The organism is Pseudomonas sp. KNUC1026, assembly GCF_021650705.1.
In the GTDB taxonomy this organism is placed as follows: domain Bacteria; phylum Pseudomonadota; class Gammaproteobacteria; order Pseudomonadales; family Pseudomonadaceae; genus Aquipseudomonas.
This window is the reverse complement of the sequence record NZ_CP087138.1, coordinates 5,164,740-5,185,578: the sequence shown is the minus strand read 5'-3', so window position 1 is coordinate 5,185,578 and position 20,839 is coordinate 5,164,740. Positions and strand designations below refer to the sequence as shown.

General features: G+C 63.7%; 20 protein-coding genes and 2 pseudogenes. 14 read left to right on the top strand and 8 right to left on the bottom strand.

Features of this window, described 5'->3' with window-relative positions; translation table 11 throughout:
* The first annotated feature begins 4 nt into the window (after positions 1–4).
* From LN139_RS24405 to LN139_RS24395, 3 genes and pseudogenes are all read left to right on the top strand, one after another.
* A complete protein-coding gene (locus LN139_RS24405) occupies positions 5–1,276 on the top strand; it encodes a YeaH/YhbH family protein (protein ID WP_236357697.1) in 1,272 nt (423 codons plus the stop codon).
* The gene (locus LN139_RS24400; protein WP_236357696.1) at positions 1,273–2,835 is read left to right on the top strand and encodes a SpoVR family protein; all 1,563 of its coding nucleotides are present in this window, start codon (positions 1,273–1,275) and stop codon (positions 2,833–2,835) included. The genes LN139_RS24405 and LN139_RS24400 overlap by 4 nt, the downstream gene beginning before the upstream one ends.
* A gap of 60 nt (positions 2,836–2,895) precedes the next feature.
* Positions 2,896–4,022 (top strand): annotated as a pseudogene (locus LN139_RS24395) (multifunctional CCA tRNA nucleotidyl transferase/2'3'-cyclic phosphodiesterase/2'nucleotidase/phosphatase).
* A 158-nt stretch (positions 4,023–4,180) separates the two neighbouring features.
* On the opposite strand, the gene folK reads toward LN139_RS24395, so the two are convergent.
* A complete protein-coding gene (folK, locus tag LN139_RS24390) occupies positions 4,181–4,687 on the bottom strand; it encodes a 2-amino-4-hydroxy-6-hydroxymethyldihydropteridine diphosphokinase (RefSeq protein ID WP_236357694.1) in 507 nt (168 codons plus the stop codon).
* On the bottom strand, positions 4,678–5,034 hold the full coding sequence (gene folB, locus LN139_RS24385) for a dihydroneopterin aldolase (protein ID WP_236357692.1): 357 nt from the start codon (positions 5,032–5,034) through the stop codon (positions 4,678–4,680). Before folB ends, folK begins: the two co-directional genes overlap by 10 nt.
* Positions 5,035–5,108: 74 nt before the next feature.
* On the opposite strand from folB, the gene plsY reads away from it, so the two are divergent.
* Positions 5,109–5,687, top strand: a complete 579-nt coding sequence (gene plsY, locus LN139_RS24380) for a glycerol-3-phosphate 1-O-acyltransferase PlsY (protein WP_236357690.1) — start codon at positions 5,109–5,111, stop codon at positions 5,685–5,687.
* Here the strand turns inward: plsY and LN139_RS24375 are convergent.
* From LN139_RS24375 to LN139_RS24365, 3 genes are read right to left on the bottom strand one after another with little or no spacing between them, the layout of a single operon-like run.
* The gene (locus tag LN139_RS24375) at positions 5,684–6,274 is read right to left on the bottom strand and encodes an HAD family hydrolase (protein ID WP_236357688.1); all 591 of its coding nucleotides are present in this window, start codon (positions 6,272–6,274) and stop codon (positions 5,684–5,686) included. The genes plsY and LN139_RS24375 overlap by 4 nt on opposite strands.
* Complete coding sequence (gene tesB / locus LN139_RS24370) at positions 6,271–7,140, bottom strand: acyl-CoA thioesterase II (RefSeq protein WP_236357686.1); 870 nt, start codon at positions 7,138–7,140, stop codon at positions 6,271–6,273. Before tesB ends, LN139_RS24375 begins: the two co-directional genes overlap by 4 nt.
* Positions 7,137–7,742 (bottom strand): GNAT family N-acetyltransferase, encoded by a 606-nt coding sequence (locus tag LN139_RS24365; protein ID WP_236357684.1) that lies wholly within the window; start codon positions 7,740–7,742, stop codon positions 7,137–7,139. Before LN139_RS24365 ends, tesB begins: the two co-directional genes overlap by 4 nt.
* A gap of 70 nt (positions 7,743–7,812) precedes the next feature.
* Here LN139_RS24365 and LN139_RS24360 point away from each other — a divergent pair, with 70 nt between their 5' ends.
* From LN139_RS24360 to LN139_RS24350, 3 genes and pseudogenes are all read left to right on the top strand, one after another.
* Positions 7,813–8,724 (top strand): histone deacetylase family protein, encoded by a 912-nt coding sequence (locus LN139_RS24360; RefSeq protein ID WP_236357682.1) that lies wholly within the window; start codon positions 7,813–7,815, stop codon positions 8,722–8,724.
* Between the two features lie 160 nt (positions 8,725–8,884).
* On the top strand, positions 8,885–10,120 hold the full coding sequence (locus LN139_RS24355) for a TIGR03862 family flavoprotein (RefSeq protein ID WP_236357680.1): 1,236 nt from the start codon (positions 8,885–8,887) through the stop codon (positions 10,118–10,120).
* Positions 10,110–10,893: pseudogene (locus tag LN139_RS24350) on the top strand (lysostaphin resistance A-like protein). Before LN139_RS24355 ends, LN139_RS24350 begins: the two are co-directional and overlap by 11 nt.
* 1 nt (position 10,894) lies before the next feature.
* On the opposite strand, the gene LN139_RS24345 reads toward LN139_RS24350, so the two are convergent.
* Positions 10,895–11,551, bottom strand: a complete 657-nt coding sequence (locus LN139_RS24345; protein ID WP_236357678.1) for a hypothetical protein — start codon at positions 11,549–11,551, stop codon at positions 10,895–10,897.
* Positions 11,484–12,128 (bottom strand): hypothetical protein, encoded by a 645-nt coding sequence (locus tag LN139_RS24340; protein WP_236357676.1) that lies wholly within the window; start codon positions 12,126–12,128, stop codon positions 11,484–11,486. The genes LN139_RS24345 and LN139_RS24340 overlap by 68 nt, the downstream gene beginning before the upstream one ends.
* Positions 12,129–12,551: 423 nt before the next feature.
* Between LN139_RS24340 and LN139_RS24335 the strand changes: the two genes are divergently transcribed.
* From LN139_RS24335 to LN139_RS24325, 3 genes are all read left to right on the top strand, one after another.
* Positions 12,552–13,010: an Lrp/AsnC family transcriptional regulator gene (locus LN139_RS24335; protein WP_236357674.1), complete on the top strand. Its 459-nt coding sequence runs from the start codon at positions 12,552–12,554 to the stop codon at positions 13,008–13,010.
* Positions 13,011–13,155: 145 nt separating this feature from the next.
* Positions 13,156–14,838 carry a flavin monoamine oxidase family protein gene (locus LN139_RS24330; protein ID WP_236357672.1) on the top strand — a complete coding sequence of 561 codons (1,683 nt, stop codon included), beginning with the start codon at positions 13,156–13,158 and terminating at the stop codon, positions 14,836–14,838.
* A 124-nt stretch (positions 14,839–14,962) separates the two neighbouring features.
* A complete protein-coding gene (locus LN139_RS24325; protein ID WP_236357670.1) occupies positions 14,963–15,775 on the top strand; it encodes a carbon-nitrogen hydrolase family protein in 813 nt (270 codons plus the stop codon).
* Between the two features lie 41 nt (positions 15,776–15,816).
* Here the strand turns inward: LN139_RS24325 and LN139_RS24320 are convergent, their stop codons facing one another.
* Positions 15,817–16,152, bottom strand: a complete 336-nt coding sequence (locus tag LN139_RS24320) for a hypothetical protein (RefSeq protein WP_236357668.1) — start codon at positions 16,150–16,152, stop codon at positions 15,817–15,819.
* A gap of 247 nt (positions 16,153–16,399) precedes the next feature.
* Here LN139_RS24320 and LN139_RS24315 point away from each other — a divergent pair, with 247 nt between their 5' ends.
* From LN139_RS24315 to LN139_RS24300, 4 genes are all read left to right on the top strand, one after another.
* Positions 16,400–17,188: a hypothetical protein gene (locus LN139_RS24315; RefSeq protein WP_236357665.1), complete on the top strand. Its 789-nt coding sequence runs from the start codon at positions 16,400–16,402 to the stop codon at positions 17,186–17,188.
* Positions 17,189–17,255: 67 nt separating this feature from the next.
* Positions 17,256–18,365: a DegT/DnrJ/EryC1/StrS family aminotransferase gene (locus LN139_RS24310; protein WP_236357664.1), complete on the top strand. Its 1,110-nt coding sequence runs from the start codon at positions 17,256–17,258 to the stop codon at positions 18,363–18,365.
* 25 nt (positions 18,366–18,390) lie between these two features.
* The gene (locus LN139_RS24305; protein ID WP_236357662.1) at positions 18,391–19,911 is read left to right on the top strand and encodes a lipopolysaccharide biosynthesis protein; all 1,521 of its coding nucleotides are present in this window, start codon (positions 18,391–18,393) and stop codon (positions 19,909–19,911) included.
* Entirely contained in the window at positions 19,908–20,837 is a 930-nt protein-coding gene (locus tag LN139_RS24300) for a glycosyltransferase family 2 protein (protein ID WP_236357660.1), read from the top strand. Before LN139_RS24305 ends, LN139_RS24300 begins: the two co-directional genes overlap by 4 nt.
* Positions 20,838–20,839 lie beyond the last annotated feature (2 nt).

The following is a 20,839-nucleotide window of genomic DNA, read 5'->3' as shown; positions in this document are numbered from 1 at the left end:
GCTTATGAGTTACGTCATCGACCGACGCCTGAACGGCAAGAACAAAAGCACGGTCAACCGCCAGCGATTTCTGCGGCGTTACCGTGAACACATCAAGAAGGCTGTGGAAGAGGCCGTAAGCCGCCGCTCCATCACTGACATGGAGCACGGCGAACAGATCAGCATCCCCGGCCGAGACACCGACGAGCCAGTGCTGCACCACGGTCGCGGTGGCAAGCAGACGGTCGTGCACCCGGGCAACAAGGAATTTACCGCCGGTGAACACATTCCCCGCCCGCAAGGCGGCGGCGGAGGCCGTGGTGGCGGCAAGGCCGGTAACTCTGGCGAGGGGATGGACGAGTTCGTCTTCCAGATCACCCAGGAAGAGTTTCTCGAATTCATGTTCGAAGACCTGGAACTGCCCAATCTGGTCAAGCGCAACCTGGCCGGCATGGACACCTTCAAGACCGTACGTGCCGGGGTCGCCAGCGAGGGCAACCCTTCGCGTATCAATATCGTACGCACGCTGCGTTCAGCACACGCTCGGCGTATTGCTCTGACCGGCAGCAGCCGCGCCAGGTTGCGCGAAGCCAAGGCTGAGATGGAGCGCTTGCTGCGAGAGGAGCCAGACAACTTTTCCGATATCAAAGCCCTGCAGGAAGAGATAGAAAGGCTGTCGGCGCGTATTCACAGGCTGCCATTTCTTGACACTTTCGACCTCAAGTACAACTTGCTGGTCAAACACCCGAACCCCAGTTCCAAAGCCGTCATGTTCTGCCTGATGGACGTCTCCGGCTCCATGACCCAGGCAACCAAGGATGTTGCCAAACGCTTTTTCATCCTGCTGTACCTGTTCCTGAAGCGTAATTACGACAAGATCGAAGTTGTCTTCATCCGCCACCACACCAGCGCGCGAGAAGTCGACGAGGAGGAGTTTTTCTATTCGCGGGAAACCGGCGGCACTATCGTTTCCAGCGCCTTGAAGTTGATGCAGGAAATCATGGCCGAGCGTTACCCGGCCAATGAATGGAACATCTACGCGGCTCAGGCTTCGGACGGCGATAACTGGAACGACGACTCGCCCATCTGCAGGGATATTCTCGCCAAGCAGATCATGCCCTTCGTGCAGTACTACACCTACGTCGAAATCACTCCGCGCGAGCATCAGGCGCTGTGGTTCGAGTACGAGCGCATCGGTGAGCAATTTCCCGACGCGTTCGCTCAACAGCAATTGGTCACGGCCGGCGATATCTACCCGGTCTTCCGAGAACTCTTCCAGCGCAGGTTAGCCACATGACCGCCAGAGAGCATAAACGCCAGCCCCTGTCCGAAGGCTCGGAATGGACCTTCGACCTGATCCGCACCTACGACAAGGAGATCAGCCGCCTTGCCGAGCGCTATGCGCTCGACACTTACCCCAATCAGATCGAGGTGATTACGGCCGAGCAGATGATGGACGCTTATGCGTCGGTCGGCATGCCGTTGGGGTATCACCACTGGTCCTACGGCAAGCATTTCCTCAGCACTGAAAAATCCTACACCCGTGGCCAGATGGGCCTGGCCTACGAGATCGTGATCAACTCAGACCCCTGTATCGCCTACCTGATGGAAGAGAACACCATCTGCATGCAGGCGCTGGTGATCGCCCATGCCTGCTACGGGCATAACAGCTTCTTCAAGGGGAATTACCTGTTCCGCACCTGGACCGACGCGAGCTCGATCATCGACTATCTGGTGTTCGCCAAGCAGTACATCATGCAGTGCGAGGAACGTCACGGCATCGATGCGGTGGAGGAGCTTCTGGACTCCTGCCATGCCTTGATGAATTACGGCGTCGACCGCTACAAGCGGCCCTACCCCATCTCCGCCGAAGAGGAGCGGCGCCGCCAGAAGGAGCGTGAGGAGCACTTGCAGCGGCAGATCAACGACCTGTGGCGCACCATCCCCAAAGGTGCGGGCAAGGCGCACGACGCCGACGGCGGGCGCTTCCCGGCAGAGCCGCAGGAAAACATCCTGTACTTCATCGAGAAACACGCGCCGCTGCTGGAGCCATGGCAGCGTGAAGTGGTGCGGATAGTGCGCAAGATCGCGCAGTACTTCTACCCGCAACGCCAGACTCAGGTCATGAACGAGGGCTGGGCCACCTTCTGGCATTACACCCTGCTCAACGACCTGTACGACGAAGGGCTGGTGACGGACGGCTTCATGATGGAGTTCTTGCAGTCCCACACCAGCGTGGTGTTCCAGCCGGGCTACGACAGCCCTTACTACAGTGGCATCAACCCCTATGCCTTGGGTTTTGCCATGTTCCGCGATATCCGCCGGATCTGCGAACACCCTGATGACGAGGACCGCCACTGGTTCCCCGACATCGCTGGCAGCGACTGGTTGTCGACGCTCAAATTCGCCATGAACAGTTTCAAGGACGAAAGCTTCATCCTGCAGTACCTGTCGCCCAAGGTGATTCGCGACCTCAAGCTCTTCACCATCCTTGACGACGATCAGCGCGATGATCTGCTGGTGCCGGCCATTCACGATGAAAAAGGGTATCGGCAGATCCGTGAGTCGCTGGCGGCCCAGTACAACCTGGGCAACCGCGAGCCGAACGTGCAGATCTGGAGCGTCGACCGCCGGGGCGACCGCTCGCTGACCCTGCGCCACACCCAGCACAATCGCAAGCCGCTGGGCGAATCCACCGAAGAGGTGATGCGCCATCTGCACCGGCTGTGGGGCTTCGATGTACACCTGGAGACGGTGCAGGACGAACAAGTGATGAAAACCCACCACATGCCACCGCGGCCCGATGGCAACGAAGGCGATTACGGCCGCATGGACATGGCTGTGGTCCACCTCTGACCCTCCCCTGCCCCTCCGCTGGCGCGTATGCTGTCGCGCTGACGGAGGTTTTCGATGAGCATGCAGATCTACAAAGTCGGTGGCGCGGTCCGCGACCGCCTGTTGGGCCAGCCGGTCACTGATGTCGACTGGGTGGTAGTCGGCGCCAGCGTCGAGCAGATGCAGGCGCTGGGCTACAAGCCGGTCGGGCGGACTTTCCGGTCTTCCTGCACCCTCATAACGGCGAGGAGTACGCGCTGGCACGCACCGAGCGCAAGAGCGGCCGCGGCTATGGCGGCTTTACCTTCCACGCGAGCCCCGACGTTACCCTTGAGCAAGACCTCGCCCGCCGCGACCTGACCATCAATGCCATGGCCGAAGACGATGACGGCCGGGTCATCGACCCCTACGGCGGCCAACAGGACCTCAACCAGAAGCTGCTGCGCCATGTGGCGCCAGCATTCGCCGAGGATCCTTTGCGTGTGCTCCGTGTAGCCCGCTTTGCCGCGCGTTATGCGCAACTGGGTTTCACCATCGTCGAGCCCACCCTGGCCTTGATGCGGCAACTCGCCGAGTCAGGTGAATTGCGCGAGCTCACACCCGAACGGAGCTGGAAGGAAATCGCCCGGGCGCTCATGGAGCCGAACCCGGAGGTGTTTATCCAGACGCTTGCCGACTGCGGTGCGCTGGGCGAGCTGATGCCTGCGCTGCCGTGGTCGATGGAGAGTGCTGCGGCCTTGCAGCGTGCGGCCCGTGCCGAATTGGCGCTGCCCGGGCGTTGGGCCTGCCTGCTGCACGGCATGGTCGAAAGTGCGCGCAGCCTCAGCGAAGCGCTAAAGGTGCCCCGCGACTGCCAGGAGCTGGCGGTGTTGCTGGAGCGCTATGCCGAGCCTGCGGCCGGGGCAGAGGCGCTTGAGCCAGCGCAACTGCTCGAAATGCTTCAACATTTCGATATCTTCCGCCGGCCGCAGCGCTTCGAGGCTTTTCTGGAGGTGTTGGGAGTGTTGAATGAAGGTGGTTTCAGCCAGCGCGAGTGGCTGATCGAAGCGATGCAGCAAGTGCGAGGTGTTCAGGCCCAGCCCCTGATCGCACAAGGTTTCAGCGGCCAGGGGCTGGGAGAGGCACTTAAGCAGGCTCGGCTCGACGCCTTGCGCGTCGCCCGGCAAGCCGGCCTCCCACTGGGTAAACCGTCCGCCTCAACCGGGTAAACCATGGGAGAGCGTCGCCCGGCAAGCCGGCCCCCCACTGGGTGATCTGCTGATCTGCGGTGGGAGGGCGGCTTGCCGCGCGACAGCCTCCCACTGGCTGAACCGTCCGCCCACCAGCTAAACCGCAGGAGAGCGGCTCGCCGCGCGACGCGCCTGCTTCAGGGCGTCAACTGCCGCCCGCGCCATTCGAACGGTGCGGGCGCCAGGCGCTGGTCGATCTGCGCCTGCTCCCACAACTGCGCGAAGCTGCGCTGTGCCACCGGGTGCAAACGATCAGGCGCAAGCAGGCTGAGCGGCCACAGCACGAAGGCATTCTTCAGGATTTCGGCCCGTGGCAGCACCAGCCCTTCGAAACTGCCCACCTCTTCGCCATAGAGCAGCACGTCGATGTCCAGCGGCAGGCCCACGCGGTCTGGCGCGTAGCGGCCGTTATCGGCCTCGATGAATTTGAGCCTGCGGCTCAGGTCCATCAGTGCAAGGTCGGTAAAGCCGGTGACCACCAGGTTGAAGAACGGCCCACTGCGCACACCCACAGGCTCGCTTTCGAACACCGGCGAGCACTGCATCTGCGTAACGAACTCCGCCAGCGCGTCCAGCCCGGCGCTGATGTGGCGATGGCGGTCGATGTTGCTACCGACGCCCAGGTAGACACGTGTCAGCGGCATCCGCGCTCGATCTCCACACCAACCCCACCGCGTGCCGCCGGCACCGCGCCAGGCTTGGTCAGGCGCAAACGCAGCCATGGAATACCGAACTCGCTCATCAATACCTCGGCCAGGCGCTCGGCGAAAGTCTCCACCAGCACGAACGACGAGGCATCGGCGAAGGCCTGCACGCGCTCGGCGACCTTGGCGTAGTCGAGCGCTTTTTCCAGATCGTCACCGGCCGCCGCCGGGCGGTTGTCCCAGCCGAAGGTCAGGTCCAGGCGCAGGCACTGGCGGATCTTGCGCTCCCAGTCGTAGGCACCGATGACGGTGTCCACTTCAAGGCCGTCGATGAACACGTTGTCCAAACACTTCACTCCACTGCACGACAACGGCGCAGTGCGCCGTTAGAATCGGGGCGTCCCCGCCCGGAATAGTCCACATGTCTTGGTTGCTGGCACCTTTGGCTACAGCCGCTTACCTGCTTGGCTCGGTTTCGTTCGCGATCGTTCTGAGCCGCCTGGCCGGCAGGCCCGACCCTCGCGAAAGCGGCTCCGGCAATGCGGGTGCCACCAACATGCTGCGCCTGGCTGGGCGCAAGCTCGCCATTCTCACATTGTTCGGCGATCTGGCCAAAGGGTTCGTACCGGTGCTGCTGGCCAAAGCCCTGGGCATGTCGCTGCAGGGCCAGGCCTGGGTCGGTTTGTGCGCGGTGCTGGGGCACATGTTCCCGCTGTACTTCCGCTTTCGCGGCGGCAAGGGTGTGGCCACTGCCGCCGGCATGCTGCTGGCACTCTACCCGCCAGCTTTGCTGCTGGCGATGGCCGTCTGGCTGCTGGCGTTCTACCTGAGCCGCACCAGTTCGCTGGCTTCGTTACTTGCAACCCCCATGACCCTGCCGCTGCTGGCCTGGAAAGCGCCCGAAGCGCTGTTGCCGATGGCGGTGCTCACATTGCTGATCGTCTGGCGCCACCGTGGCAACCTGCGCGACCTGTTCGCAGGCCGCGAGCGGCACTTCTAGCTCAGCGCCTGGAGCATCGCCGCGCAATCGATGTAGTGCGCATCGGCCAGTTCCGGCCAGGGGTTTTCCGGCAGGTTCACCAGCACCGTATCAGCCCCCGCCGCACGGCCACAGGCGAGGTCGATGCGGTAATCGCCCACCATCACCAACGCCTCCGGCGCCACGCCCCATTTCCTGGCAATGAGCTGCAGGCCCTCAGGGTCAGGCTTTGGCGCAGCTTCGTCGCGGCCGTAGATGTCCGCCACATCGAAACAATCGTCCACGCCGATCGCCGCCAGGGTGATGTGTGCCAGCTCCCGCGCATTACGGGTGAGCACCGCCAGCCGGCAGCCTTTGGCATGCAGCGTGCGCACCAGCGCCACGGCACCTGGTGCGGCCTGCGCACCGACCGCCAGCTCTCGCTCATGCTCCAGCAACCACGCATGCTTGCGCTGCGCCTCATCGGCCGGCAACGCCGCCAGGTGGCCAAGGATGTCGTCTTCAGGTGGGATATCGAGCGCTACCCGAATGGCTGCAAAATCATGCACAGCCAGGGTGAGCGTGCCGTCCATGTCGAAAACCCAGTGTTGCTGTGCGCTCAGGTTCATGCCCAATCCTTGCGATGGCGAATCAGCCCTTCCTGAGCCGAGGAGGCGACCAGTTGCCCGGCCCGGTTGTACACGCTGCCACGGCTGAAGCCGCGTGCGTTGCCGGCCCACGGGCTGTCGAGGGCATAAAGCAGCCAGTCGTCGGCCACCACGTTGCCGTGGAACCACAGCGCGTGGTCGAGGCTGGCGATCTGCATATCTGGGTGCCACACCGACTTGGCGTGGGGCAGCAGCGCCGTGGTGAGCAGGTTGAAGTCCGAGGCATAGGCCAGGATCCAGCGATGCAGCGCAGGGTTCTGTGCCAGGCGGCCGTCGGCGCGAAACCAGATGTACTTGACCGGCTCGCCCGGGGTCGGGTTGTACGGGTCGCGCTCGGTCACCGGGCGCATTTCGATGGGCTTGGCGCACAGCAGTTTTTCTCGCAGCGGCGCGGGGATCAGGTGCTCGTGCTGGCGCATCAGCTCAAGCTCGGTGGGCAGGTTTTCCGGCCCTGGCACCTGCGGCATGGGGGTCTGGTGCTCCATGCCCGGCTCATCGCCCTGAAACGACATGGAAGCGGTGAAGATCTGCTTGCCCTTCTGCACCGCCGTGACCCGGCGGGTGGTAAAGCTGCCACCGTCACGCACGCGGTCGACCATGTAGACCACCGGCAACGCCGCATCCCCGGGGCGCAGGAAGTAACCGTGCAGCGAGTGCACGTGCCGGCCCGGCTCCACCGTCTGGCTGGCCGCCGACAGCGACTGGCCGAGCACCTGGCCGCCGAACAGCTGGCGAAAGCCCAGGTCCTGGCTGTTGCCACGGAACAGGTTTTCCTCGATCGCTTCGAGGCTCAGCAGGTGAACGAGATCGTCGAGCACTTGGCTCATGGAGCACTCCCAGGCAGCGGTAAAAAGTTGCCATCATACCCCATGGTTTCGCCCCACTGGCCGCGGCTGATGCGGTACAGCAAGTGGCGCCGGAGGGGGTGGCCCTCAGGCAGGCCGGGGTGATCGAAATCGCCTTCGGGGTCGTGAACCATGCCCAGCGCCTGCATCACCTTCTCCGACGGCAGGTTGCTGTGGGCGGTGAAGCTCACCACTTCGTCGAGCTCCAGCTTGCCGAACGCTGCACTCAAGCAGGCCACGGCCGCCTCGCTGGCATAACCCAGGCCCCAGTGTTCACGCGCCAGGCGCCAGCCGATCTCCACCGCCGGTGCAAAAGGCGCATCGAAGCTGACCTGCAAAAGGCCTGTGAGGCCGATGAAGGCGCCGCTGTCATGGTGCTCCAGCGCCCACAGGCCATAGCCGTACTCATTGAAATGGCCACGGATGCGCCCGATCAGCGCGGCGCTTTCCAGGCGGCTGAGCAATGCCGGAAGATGGCGCATCACCTGCTCGTCGGCGCACATCGCCGAAAACGCATCCAGGTCCGCGTCACGCCACTGGCGCAACCGCAGCCGTGGGCTTCTCAGCTCCAGGATCGGCGTCATCGATCACTCCTTGTTCTTCAAAGCGCTAAGGGAGTGGCAAGATAGCGGCCTGTTTCCAAGGCCCACCATCATGCCGTTGCCGCTGATCTATCACGAAGACTACAGCCCAGACTTTCCAGCCGGTCACCGGTTCCCCATGGAGAAATTTCGGCTGCTGCACGATCATTTGATCGACACAGGGGTCGCTCGCAGCGAACAACTGCTGCGCCCGGCCCTGTGCCCGCCGGACATCCTCGCCCTGGCCCATGACCGCGTTTATATAGAGCGCTACATGGCCGGCGAGTTGCCACCGGATGATCAACGCCGCCTCGGCCTGCCCTGGAGCGAAGCATTGGCACGGCGCACCGTGCGTGCGGTGGGCGGCTCGCTGCTGGCCGCCGAGCAAGCGCTGGCCCATGGCCTGGCCTGCCACCTGGCCGGCGGCACACATCATGCGCACTACGACTACCCGGCTGGGTTCTGCATTTTCAACGACCTGGCGGTCATCAGCCGCTATCTGCTGGAGGCCGGCAAGGTCGGGCGGGTGCTGATCTTCGACTGCGACGTGCACCAGGGCGACGGCACGGCGCGCATCCTCGAGGACACCCCTGACGCGGTCACCGTGTCGCTGCACTGCGAACAGAATTTCCCCGTGCGCAAGGCCCACAGCGACTGGGATATCCCATTGCCACGCGGCATGGGCGACGATGACTATCTCAAAGTGGTGGAAGACGCACTGGATTACCTGCTGCCGCTCTACCAGCCCGACCTGGTGCTCTACGACGCCGGTGTAGACGTTCACCAGGACGACGCGCTCGGCTATCTTTGCCTGACCGACCAAGGCCTGGCGCGGCGCGATGAAACGGTGATGCGCCGCTGCCTTGGGCGCGGCATCCCGGTGATGGGTGTGATCGGCGGCGGCTACAGCAAAGACCGCCACGCCCTAGCCAGGCGCCATGGCATCCTTCACCACACGGCAAAAAAAGTCTGGGAAAACCAGTAAGTTACCCCCATCCGCTGTGGAGGTGCCTGTGGATAACCTCTGTGAAAGCCCGCCGCGCCCTTTATCCACAAGCCCGCCAGAGCACTGGTTATTTTTTAGCCAATGACCGGGAATGCCTGCTCGGTTAAACTGCGCGGCTTTCAAGCCAGTGAACCCCGCCATGCCCACCCACCCCAGCACCTCCCCCATTGCCATCATCGGCGCAGGCCCCGCCGGGCTGATGGCCGCCGAGGTGCTGAGCCAGGCCGGGTACTCAGTGGCGATCCATGACGCCATGCCCTCGGTGGGCCGCAAGTTTCTGCTGGCCGGTGTGGGGGGAATGAACATCACCCACAGCGAGCCAACGCCTGCGTTCGTGCAGCGCTACTACGAACAGGCCGATTGGGTCGGCGCCTGGCTGCAGGATTTCGATGCCGAGGCGTTACGCGCCTGGGTTCGAGGGCTGGGCCTGGATACCTTCATCGGCAGCTCCGGCCGGGTGTTCCCCATCGACATGAAAGCCGCGCCGCTGTTGCGCGCGTGGGTTGCGCGGCTGCGCGAGCAAGGCGTGCAAATTCATACCCGCCACCGCTGGCAGGGCTGGGACGAGCAAGGCCGCTTGCTGATCGACAGCGCGCAGGGCGAACTTCGGCTCAGCCCCCCTGCGACCCTGCTGGCGCTGGGCGGCGCCAGTTGGCCGCGGCTGGGCTCAGATGGCGCCTGGCAGCCTTGGCTTGCGCAGCGTGGCGTGCCCGTCGCGGCTCTGCGCCCGGCCAACTGCGGGTTCGAGGTAAGCGGCTGGAGCGATATGCTCAAGAGCAAGTTCGCCGGCAGCCCGTTGAAAAACATCGCCATGGGCCTGCCTGGGCAAGCGATGCACAGCGGTGAAGCCATCCTCACCGAGCACGGCCTGGAGGGCAGCCTGATCTATGCGCTGTCGGCCAGCCTGCGCCAGGCCATCGAGCGCCAAGGGCAGGCACCGCTGTTGATCGACCTGCTGCCACAACAACCGCTGGCCAAGGTGCGCGCAGCGCTGGAAAAACCCCGTGGCAGCCGCAGCATGGCCAAGCACCTGCACAGCCAGTTGCGACTGGACGGCGCCAAGGCTGCGCTGCTGCGCGAACTGCTGGACAAAAGCGCGTTCGACCAACCCGAGCGCCTGGCCCAGGCAATCAAGGCGCTGCCCTGCCCTTTGCTGCGTACCCGGCCCCTGGACGAAGCGATCAGCAGCGCTGGCGGTGTCTGCCGCCAGGGCCTGAGCGACGGCCTGATGTTGCACGCACTGCCGGGGGTGTTCTGTGCCGGCGAAATGCTCGACTGGGAAGCGCCTACAGGCGGGTACCTGCTCACCGCCTGTTTCGCCAGCGGCCGCCAGGCGGCGCAAGGCATGCTCGATTACCTGGCCAATGCAGGCTGATACCCGGCGCACGACGTGGCCAGCCATGCTGCTGGCTACCGGATATGCCCTGGCGCTGACCCAAGGCCAATTAGGCATGCAGGCACTCGGCGCGTTGCTGGTGCTGGCCATGGCAGCCCTGCTGGCGCGTCATTCTGTGGCCATGGCCCGCAGCGCCGGCCACGGCCTGTTCCTGCTGGTGGGCATCGTGCTCGCCGCCCACCAGTGGCCAGGCTTCTACAGCGCCAGGGTGATGACCGACACCGTGCTGAGCCCCGGTGCGCTCCCCTTCACGTTCGCGCTGAACCTGGACAAACCACTGATCGGCGTGTGGCTGCTCCTGGCATGCCCGGCCATCGCCACTCGACAACGCTGGCCCAAGGTGCTGGGCACATGGGCGGCGGTCACGCTTGGCAGCGCAGCTGTGCTGTTCGGCCTTGCGCTTGGCCTCGGCTGGCTGGCCTGGGCGCCCGAAATGGCCCGAGGGCGCGGGCTGGTGGCTTGCCAACAACATTCTGCTGGTGTGCGTAGTGGAGGAGCTGCTATTTCGGGGCTACCTGCAAAGGTGGCTTGCCCGGCGCGTTGGCCATGGCCCCGGGCTGTTAGCGGCCAGTGCGTTGTTCGGGCTGGCGCATCTGGGGCTGGGGCCGGCCTGGGTGTTGCTGGCCGGCCTTGCAGGTGTCGGCTACGGGCTGGCATGGCGCCATGGGGGTTTGCTGTGTGCGATTGCGGTACACGCGAGCATTAACGCTGTGCATTTCACGCTGTTCAGCTACCCGGCGCTAGCCGGGTGAGTCAACGCGGCTCCAGCTGGTAGCCCACCATCAGCTTGTTCAGCCGGTACCGCTCCACGATTCGCTCGCAGTAGCTGGTGCGGGGCAGGTAAGCACCCGGCCCACGTACGAACATGCCGATGTCGCTGGCACTGTCGCACGGCTCGAACTGGCGACCCTGCAGCAGCCCCGCCGCCTGAGCGGAGCGCAATGCGCCCAAGGGCGTTTCGTCGGACACGATCAGCGCACCCGCCGGCGCAGCGCCTTCGTAGTGCTGGGCAAAGGCCGCAGCGGAGCGGTCGGGCAGCCATGGCACCATCAGGTAATGGATGTCATCCCGGTAAGGCAGGCTCTCTTTGTGCGACGGCAGGTGCAACACACCCTGTGCGTACAACCCCCACATGCACAGCAGCAGCATCGGGCCGGCCGCCAGCGAGCCATTGAAGGCGCCACGCGTCAGCCGCCCTGCAGCCAGCCGGGCCTGCAGGTTCAACACGCCCAGGATTGCCGCCATGCCCACGCAGGGCACGAAGTAGGCGAAACGGTCGAACACGTTGAACGATACGCTCGCCAGCAGCCCCAGCCACAGCGCGCACCACAGAGCCCGTGCGTTATCGCTGGCCGGACGCCACACCAGCCCGGCCAGTTGCGGGCCGATCAGCGAGAACATCAGCAGCATCACCGAGTTTTTCGTGCCAGACCAGGTCCCAGCGCAGCAAAGCCACCTCGCGGCCGCTGCCCGGCTCGAGCACCGAGAACCCGGTGAGGTAATGACGCAGCACAGCCTGAACCGGCAACCCTGCGCTGAAGTCCTGAAGCACCGCCGGCCAGGCGGCGGCGCTGCCCAGCAGGACCGCTGGCACGACCAGCATTGCCTGCCCGCGGTACTGGCGCCACAGCCGCCAGCTCAACGGCGCCAGCAGCAACAACGCAATGGGGTGCACGCTGAGCGCGAGGCCTGCGGCCACACCGATCGCCAGCAGGCGGCCAATGGCAGGCAATCGCAGGAACGGGTCGCAGTGCAGCGCCCACGCAAGTGTTGTACACAGCCCAAGCAGCAACGCCGGGCTGGCCTTGGTCGCCTGCCAGAACACACCATGGGCCAGCACTGTCGCGGCACTGGCTGCCAGCGCAGCCGCCATGCCCAACCCCAAGCCACGCCCCAGCCACGCGGTAGCAGCTGCATAAGGGAGCAACAGCCAGGCATTGGCAGCGCCGGCCAGTGACGCACCACCCAGCGACCAGGCCCAGCTCATCAATCTCTGAAACAAAGGGTGCATTGAAGGATCGGCACTGGCCGGGTCAGCCGCCTGCGCAAGGTATTGCCCGTTGTCCATCCATTGAACAGCACCGCTACTGGCCCAGAAACTTGAACTGCACGCCAGTACCAATAAAAAAGCTGCCCAGCGTGCATTGGACAATTCGACGTTGCGATGACCCATTCCGGCCATACTCCAAGGCAAAATGAAATTAATTCAGGTCAATATACCGTTAATTAGCAAATATTATTTTCAATAATATCAATTCACACTTTGTCACTCGCCAGCCGCTTGACGCCAGAATCGCAAGTTGTCGAATGACCGTTCATCGGCCACGTCAAAAGTTCTACATCACCCTCACCGTGACACTTTGGAAAGACTTCTCTAAGATAGGCGGCACACTGCTATATCGGTTTATAGATGAACGACTCCAGCATCGCGACCCTCGACTCCACCGACCGCCAACTCATCGCCGCCCTTCAGCTCAATGCCCGCGAAAGCGTTGCGACCCTGGCTCGCAATCTGGGCATTGCGCGCACCACGGTTACTTCGCGGCTGGCGCGCCTGGAGCGCAGCGGCGCGATTGCAGGCTATGGCGTGCGGCTTGGGCAAAAGGCGATGGAGGGCAGCCTGCAAGCCTACGTCGGCATCACCGTGCAACCGCGCAGCGGCAAGGAAGTGCTGCGACAGCTCGAGGGCATGGACCAGGTGCTGCAACTGTGCGCCGTAAGCGGGGAGTTCGACTACGTGGCCTGGCTGCGCAGCGAGTCCCCCGAACAACTCGACGGCCTGCTCGACGCCATCGGGCACATCGAAGGGGTCGAGAAAACCACCACGTCGATCATCCTGAGCACCAAGATCGACCGCGGTCGCATCTGATTTCGTCACTCTGCTGCAAATGATCGTCACTCTGCGTAAAAAGACCCGCAGAACGCTGCATTTTTCGTCTTAATTACGTGCTTCGCGTTGCCTAGAATGGCCCGGTGTTTTCCTATACTCACCCAGCCCACCGCGCGAGGTTCCCATGCTCAAACCCAGCCGCCACCCCGAAGGTTCGCAAAAGCCGATCACCCTGTACGGCCCGGACTTTCCGTTCGCCTTCGACCAATGGCTGGAGCACCCCGCAGGCCTCGGGCAGGTCCCCGCCGAGCACCATGGCAAGGAAGTCGCTATCGTCGGCGGCGGCATCGCCGGGCTGGTGGCCGCCTACGAATTGATGAAGCTGGGGCTCAAGCCGGTGGTGTATGAGGCCTCGCGCCTGGGTGGGCGCTTGCGCTCACAGCCGTTCGAGGCGGCAGACGGCATCGTCGCGGAGCTGGGCGGCATGCGTTTTCCGGCGTCATCCACTGCATTCTGGCATTACGTGGACAAGCTCGGCCTGAGCACCCAGCCCTTTCCCAACCCCTTGACCGGCGCCTCCGGCAGCACCGTGATCGACCTCGAGGGGCAGACCTGGTATGCCGAAACACTCAAGGATCTGCCGGATATCTTTCGCGAAGTGGCCGACGCCTGGGCCGACGCCCTCGAGGAGCGCGCGCATTTCAGCGGTATCCAGCAAGCCATCCGTGAACGTGACCCCGTACGCCTCAAAGCCCTTTGGAACGAGCTGGTGCCGCTGTGGGACGACCGCACCTTCTATGATTTCGTCGCCACCTCGCGCTCTTTCGCCAACCTGAGTTTCCAGCACCGGGAGATCTTCGGGCAGGTGGGCTTCGGCACCGGCGGCTGGGACTCGGACTTCCCCAACTCGATGCTGGAAATCTTCCGCGTGGTGATGACCAACTGCGATGACCATCAGCACCTGGTGGTAGGCGGCGTAGAACAGGTGCCCACCGGGCTCTGGCGCCATGTGCCAGAGCAGTGCGCGCACTGGCCGGCCGGCACCAGCCTGAGCAGCCTGCACAGCGGCGCCAGCCGGCCAGGGGTTGCACGCATCAGCCGCGAAACCGACGGCCAGGTGCGCATCACCGATGTGTGGGGCAGCGAGCGCAGCTTCCCGGCGGTGCTGGTGACGTGCCAGAGCTGGCTGCTGACCACCCAGATCGACTGTGACGAATCGCTGTTTTCGCAAAAGCTGTGGATGGCGCTGGACCGCACCCGCTATATGCAGTCGGCCAAAACCTTCGTGATGGTCGACCGGCCGTTCTGGAAGGACAAAGACCCGGAAACCGGCCGCGACGTGATGAGCATGACCCTCACCGACCGCCTCACGCGCGGGACCTATCTGTTCGACCATGGGCCGGGCAAGCCAGGGGTGATATGCCTCTCCTACGCTTGGATGAGCGATGCGCTCAAAGTGCTGCCGTACCCGGTGGAAAAACGCGTGAAGCTGGCTTTGGACGCCTTGAAGAAGATCTACCCGAAGGTGGACATCGCCAGCCATATCATCGGCGACCCGATCACCGTGTCCTGGGAGGCAGACCCGTATTTCCTCGGCGCATTCAAAGGCGCACTGCCCGGGCATTACCGCTACAACCAGCGGATGTACGCGCATTTCATGCAGCAGGGCTTCCCTGAGGCGCAGAAAGGCATTTTCCTGGCGGGCGACGACGTTTCGTGGACCCCGGCGTGGGTCGAAGGGGCGGTGCAGACTTCACTCAACGCGGTGTGGGGCATCATCGCGCACTTCGGGGGCGCCACCCATGCCGAGAACCCGGGGCCAGGGGATGTGTTCGAAGAACTGGGGCCGATTGCGCTGCCGGATTGAGATAGGCCGTCGCGCGGCAAGCGGCCCTCCCACGGTTTGATCTGAGCCCCAGTTGATCACCTGATGGGAGGGCGGCTTGCCGCGCGACGCTTCGAACACTCACACCACGCAACAGGAGCAACCCGTGAATTCACCCGACACCCTACGCATCGCGCTCTATCAATGTGAGCCACGGCCGCTGGACATTGCCGGCAACCTGGCGCGGCTGGAAGCACAGGCGGCGCAGGCGGCCGAGCAAGGCGCGGCCGTGCTGGTGCTGCCGGAAATGTTCATGACCGGCTACAACATCGGCGCCGAGGCCGTGCAGCGGCTGGCCGAGCCAGCGGACGGGGCAATGGCCGAGCGGGCTGGCGCCATCGCACGCAAGCGAGGCATTGCCTTGTGCTATGGCTACCCGGAGCGCGGTGAAAACGGCCATGTGTTCAACAGTGCCCAACTGCTCGATGCCAATGGCCAACCCCTGCTGAACTACCGCAAACGCCAACTGTTCGGCGTACTTGATCGGGAACAGTTCAGCGAAGGTGATGCGTTGGAACAGGTGGCACAGCTGGCCGGCTGGTCGGTTGGCCTGCAGATCTGTTACGACATCGAATTTCCCGAGGGCACTCGCCGCCTGGCTCAGGCTGGCGCAGAGCTGGTGCTGGTGCCTACGGCAAACATGGCAGGCTTCGAGTTCGTCGCCCAGGTCACGGTGAGGGCGCGGGCGTGGGAAAGCGCTTGTTTTGTCGCTTACGCCAACTTTACCGGCAAGGAAAACGGATTGGCCTATTGCGGGCTCAGCAGCGTCAACGGGCCGTCAGGGAGCCGAATCGAAGGCTCCGCTGCCAACGAGGAATTGATGCTCACAACAGTGAACCGGCCTGAGCTGACAAAATCTCGACGTGAAAACCCCTATCTCACAGACCTGCGCACTGAAAGCCGCTCTGAATCGTCGTAAACATCAGCAGTTTTCTGGCGCAGGTATCTGGCACATTGCCCTCAGTCAATATTTTGGCAAATGCATAGCCAAGGACCCGTCGGCACAACCTCCCCTGAAATCTGCTCGAACTCCGCCTGGAACAAGCCTTTGGCCAGCATTTTCGGGGCTTTGCCGCCCGCCAGTGCCACTATCGGGTGGCCAGTATGCAAAAAACCGAAAACAGACTCTGTGCAAATAGTTTTTCTCCTTATAAAACATGCAGTTAACAACAACACCGCACCGTTATGTGACTTTTGCCCATTTTTTTGACAAAAGCGTTTGACAGCACCTTCGCCGAAGCCGATAAATGCGCTCGACCCACGGCGAAGACCGGGGCAACCATCCAATAAAATCACACGAAACCTCGGTGAGCCCCTGCCGCCTACAGCCTTCGATTTCCTGACGCATTCTCGCCAGGGTGAGGCGCTATTAACCAAAGAGAAACTTGCCTCGCCTATTAAACGCGCGGTGAGCCCGGCGAGCTGTTGCCGCTGGAAAGCAACTTCAAAGTTGCAAGTTATTGAGCCCAGCCACTGCCGGGCAGGCGATTACGCCGCGGCGTGCTTAACGAAAGTCAAACTTTCACCCAAGGAATGGATTGCCATGTCGCTCTTACTCGATGTTGACCCATCTCTGGCACGCCGCCTGGCAAAGGACATGGACGAGCGCGGCCATGCCGTGATCGAAGGCGCCGTGAGTGCCGAAGAGCTGCAGCGCCTGCGCGACTATGTCGACGCCCAGGCCCAGCGCCATGACAAACAGTATTTCGCCTACCACGGCCTCGACGCTCTGGCCGGCAGCCCCCTGGCCGAGCTCGCCCAGGCCGCAGGCTTCGAGCGCACCCTGGCTCGCCTGCACCAGGCAGGGGCCGGCGAGGCGGCCGCAAGCTCGCGAATCTTCCCCGTGCTGCGTTGCGTGCAGGGCGGCAGCGGGCGCAAGGAATCCAACGCGTTCCATTACGACGCCACCCTCATCACCCTGCTGCTGCCGATCCACATTCCCACGCAAGGCGAGCAGCGCGGCGACCTGGTGCTGTTCCCCAACAGCCGGCGCGTACGCAGCAACGTGGTTCTGAACGTGATCGAAAAGGCGCTTTTGCAGAACCGCGTGGCACGCAAGCTGCTGTGCCTGGCCATCGAGCGTGGCTGGCTCAAGCCTCAACTGTTGCCGATGGTGCCGGGCAATGCCTACCTGTTCTGGGGCTACCGCTCGCTGCACGCCAACCAGCCTTGCGCAGTCGATGCCCGGCGCGCCACGGCACTGTTTCACTACGCCGACCCGCACGCCGGCAGCGGCCTGACCCGCTGGATCCTGCGCCTGAACCAGCGCCGCGCGCGCCGGGCCAGCGAACGAGCCGGTGGCCGCGCCGGCAGCAACACCGCACACACCTGATACCACGCCCCCACATCCCGGATAGATGACGTCCAGACACGCGCATGGCTCGCGCAGGGAGAGCAGCATGATCAACGTAACCCAGTCCTACATGGGCAACCCCGAGAAATTCAAAAGCTACGTGGATGGCCTGTACCGCAGCCGCTGGCTGACCAACCGCGGCCCGCTGTGCTGCGAGCTGGAAGAACGTCTGAAGGATTACCTGGGCGTGCGTAACATCGTGCTGGTGAGCAACGGCACCCTGGCCCTGCAACTGGCCTATCGGGCAATGGGCATCGAAGGCTCGGCCGTGACCACCCCGTTCAGCTTCGTGGCCACCAGCAGCACCCTGGCCTGGGAAGGCATCACCCCGGTGTTCGCCGACATCGACCCGGCCACCTGGAACCTCGCCCCGCAGAGCATCGAAGCCGCCCTGCGCGAAGACACTCAGGCGATCGTGGCCACTCACGTGTTCGGCAACCCCTGCGCCACCGAAGCCATCGACAAGGTCGCGCGCAAACACTCGCTGAAAGTGATCTACGACGGCGCCCACGCCTTCGCCACTGGCTACCGTGGCGAGTCGGTGCTCAACCACGGCCACGCCAGCACCCTGAGCTTCCATGCCACCAAGCTGTTCCACACCATCGAAGGCGGCGCCATCGTGACCAACGACGATGACCTGGCCGAACGCATTCGCCTGATGAGCAACTTCGGCATCGCCGACTACGAAACCATCGAAGGCGTGGGCATCAACGCCAAGCTCAACGAGTTCTGCGCGGCCATGGGCCTGACCGTGCTGGACGACATCGACAGCATCCTCGCCCAGCGCGAAGAGATCGCCGATTTCTACCAACGCACCCTGTGCGACCACGTGCAGTTGCAGTCGCCCACCGACGGCGCACAGCTCAACCACAGCTATTTCCCGATCGCCCTGCCCGACCACGCCAGCATGCTCGCTGCGCGCGCGGCATTGCAGGAACAAGGCATCAACCCGCGGCGCTATTTCTACCCTTCGCTCGATACTTTGGCGTACCTGCAACCACAAGCCATCCAGCCGGTCTCAAGGGACCTCGCCGAACGTGTGCTGTGCCTGCCGATCTACCCGGGCCTGAGCAAAGAGGTGCAGCGCACGGTAGCCACCACTCTGTTGCGCAGCCACGCGCCGGTCAGCGTGCCGTCGTTCATCGGCGCACGTTAAACCTTCCGCCCCCTTCGAGAACGCCATGAGCAGAAAGCTTTCGCTTGTTCACAACACCACCTTGAGCTACGCCGGCCAGGCTTACGCACTGCTGGTGGGCGTTCTGATCATGCCGTTCTACCTTGGCCACCTGGGTGCCGAGGTGTATGGCCTTGTAGGCTTCTACACGGTCATGCAGTCGTGGCTGCAATTGCTGGATGTGGGCCTGTCGGCCTCTCTGGTGCGACAGATCGCCCACCACCGCGGCCAGGCCGAAGGCGGGTTGCGCGATGCCGGCTGGCTGCTGCGCTCGTTCGAGATCATCTTCCTGCCGCTGACCCTGGGCACCTTGCTGGTGGTGTGGCAGGGCAGCGGCTGGATCGCCGCGCATTGGCTCAACGCCCAGGCACTGAGCACCGCCACCTTGATGCAGTGCATCACCCTGATGGGCGCGATGGTCGGGCTGCGGTTGTATGCAACGCTCTATAAAAGCGGCCTGCAAGGCCTGGAGATGCATGCCTGGCTGAACGGCGCCAACGTGCTGATCGCCACCCTGCGCTACTTCGGCGGCCTGGCGCTGGTGGCGTTCGTGTCGCAAGACCCGCTGGTGTTCTTCGAATTCCAGTTCGTGGTCGCGCTGGTGGAAGTGGCGATCTTCGCCTCCCAGGCCTACGCCCGCCTGCCCGCGCCTTCACGCCTGAGCGGCTTCAACTGGGGCCTGGTCGGGCCGATCGTGCCCTTCGCTGCCAGCGTGTCGTTCACCTCGGTGCTCTGGATCGTGCTCACCCAGCTCGACAAGATGCTGCTCTCCGAACAGCTGTCGCTCTCGCACTACGGCTATTTCTCGCTGGTGGCGTTGATGACCAACGGCATCCTGATGCTGATCAACCCGCTGGTGCAGACCCTGCTGCCACGCATGACCATGCTCAAGGCAGAAGCCCGCGAGCAGGACATGCAGCAGCTTTACCTGGGCGCCAGCCGCTTCACCTGCACGTTGCTGTTTCCGCTGGCGGCGGTGATGGGCGTACACGCCTACGACCTGCTGCTGGCCTGGAGCGGTGACGCCGAGGCAGCCGCCTGGGGCGCGCCGATCCTGCTGTGGTACGCCCTGGGCGCGGCGATCATGGCCGCCAGCGCGTTCCAGTATCACCTGCAGTACGCCCACGGGCGCATCCGCCTGCACGTCTGGTACAGCCTGGTGTCGGCGCTGGTGACCGTGCCGGTGATGTTGCTGGCGGTCGAGAACCATGGCGCGCTGGGCGCGGCACTGGCCTGGTTCATCCTGCGCCTGGTGTCGTTCGCCATCTGGCCGCAAGTGGTGCACAGCCGCCTGGCACCGAGCATCCACCGCCACTGGCTGGGCGACATCCTGCGCATCAGCGCGGTAACCGCGTTCAGCCTGCTGATCACCCAGCCGCTGTACCAGGCCATCGCCGGCGGGCGCCTCAGCTCGTTGTTCGCCCTGGGCCTGTGCGGTGCGATCACCCTGGCACTGGTCCTGGCCAGCGACCGCGCCATGGCTGCGCGCCTTTTACTTCTTCTGAACAAGCCGAGCGTAGGACGATGAGCAACAGAACCGAGCAGCAGATCATGCTCGCCTGGGGCCAGGCACGCGAGCCGGTAGTGAGCATCACTTGCCCGGCATACAACCAGCGCGCATGGATCGCCCAGACCCTGGACAGCTTCCTGAGCCAGCAAACCAGCTTCCCGTTCGAGATCCTGATCAACGACGACGCTTCCCATGACGGCACCACCGAGATCATCGCCGAGTACGCCCTGCGCTACCCGAACCTGATCCGCCCGGTGTTCCACGAGCAGAACCAGTACCAGCAAGGCAAGTACTGCTTCCCTGCGCTGTTCAACATGGCCCGCGGCCGTTACATCGCCTATTGCGACGGCGACGACTACTGGTGCGACCGGACCAAGCTGCAACAGCAAGTGGACTTTCTGGAGGCCAACCCCGACTACGTGTTGACCTACCACGACGCCCTGGTGGTCGACCAGCACGGCACCCACGGTTTGCAGATCGACAAGGCGCAGCGCTGCGACGCCACCGGCATGGACCTGCTCAAGGGCCGCCGCATCTCAACCCTTACGGCGGTTTTTCGCAACGTGCTGGGCGTACTGCCCAAGGAGCTGGAGCACGCACCGATGCTGGACCTGTGCTGGTGGTCGCTGCTGGGCAGCCACGGCAAGGGCAAGTTCATGGAAGGCATCCAGCCCGGCGGTTACCGCCGCCACGACGGGGGCATCTTCTCGATGCGCTCGAACAAGCGAAAGATCCACATGTCGCTGCAGACCCACATGGCACTGGCCAACTACTACCACAACCAGGGCGACCAACTGCTCTACGAACACTACCTGGTGCAGGTCTTCGGCCTGTCCCTGGCCGCCATCTCGCCGGGGCAGAAGCTGCTCGCCGTGGGCCTGATGCTGCGCAACGTCACCCGCAACCTGTTCCGGCGCCTGCAACTGCGCGCCGCGCGGAGCTGAGC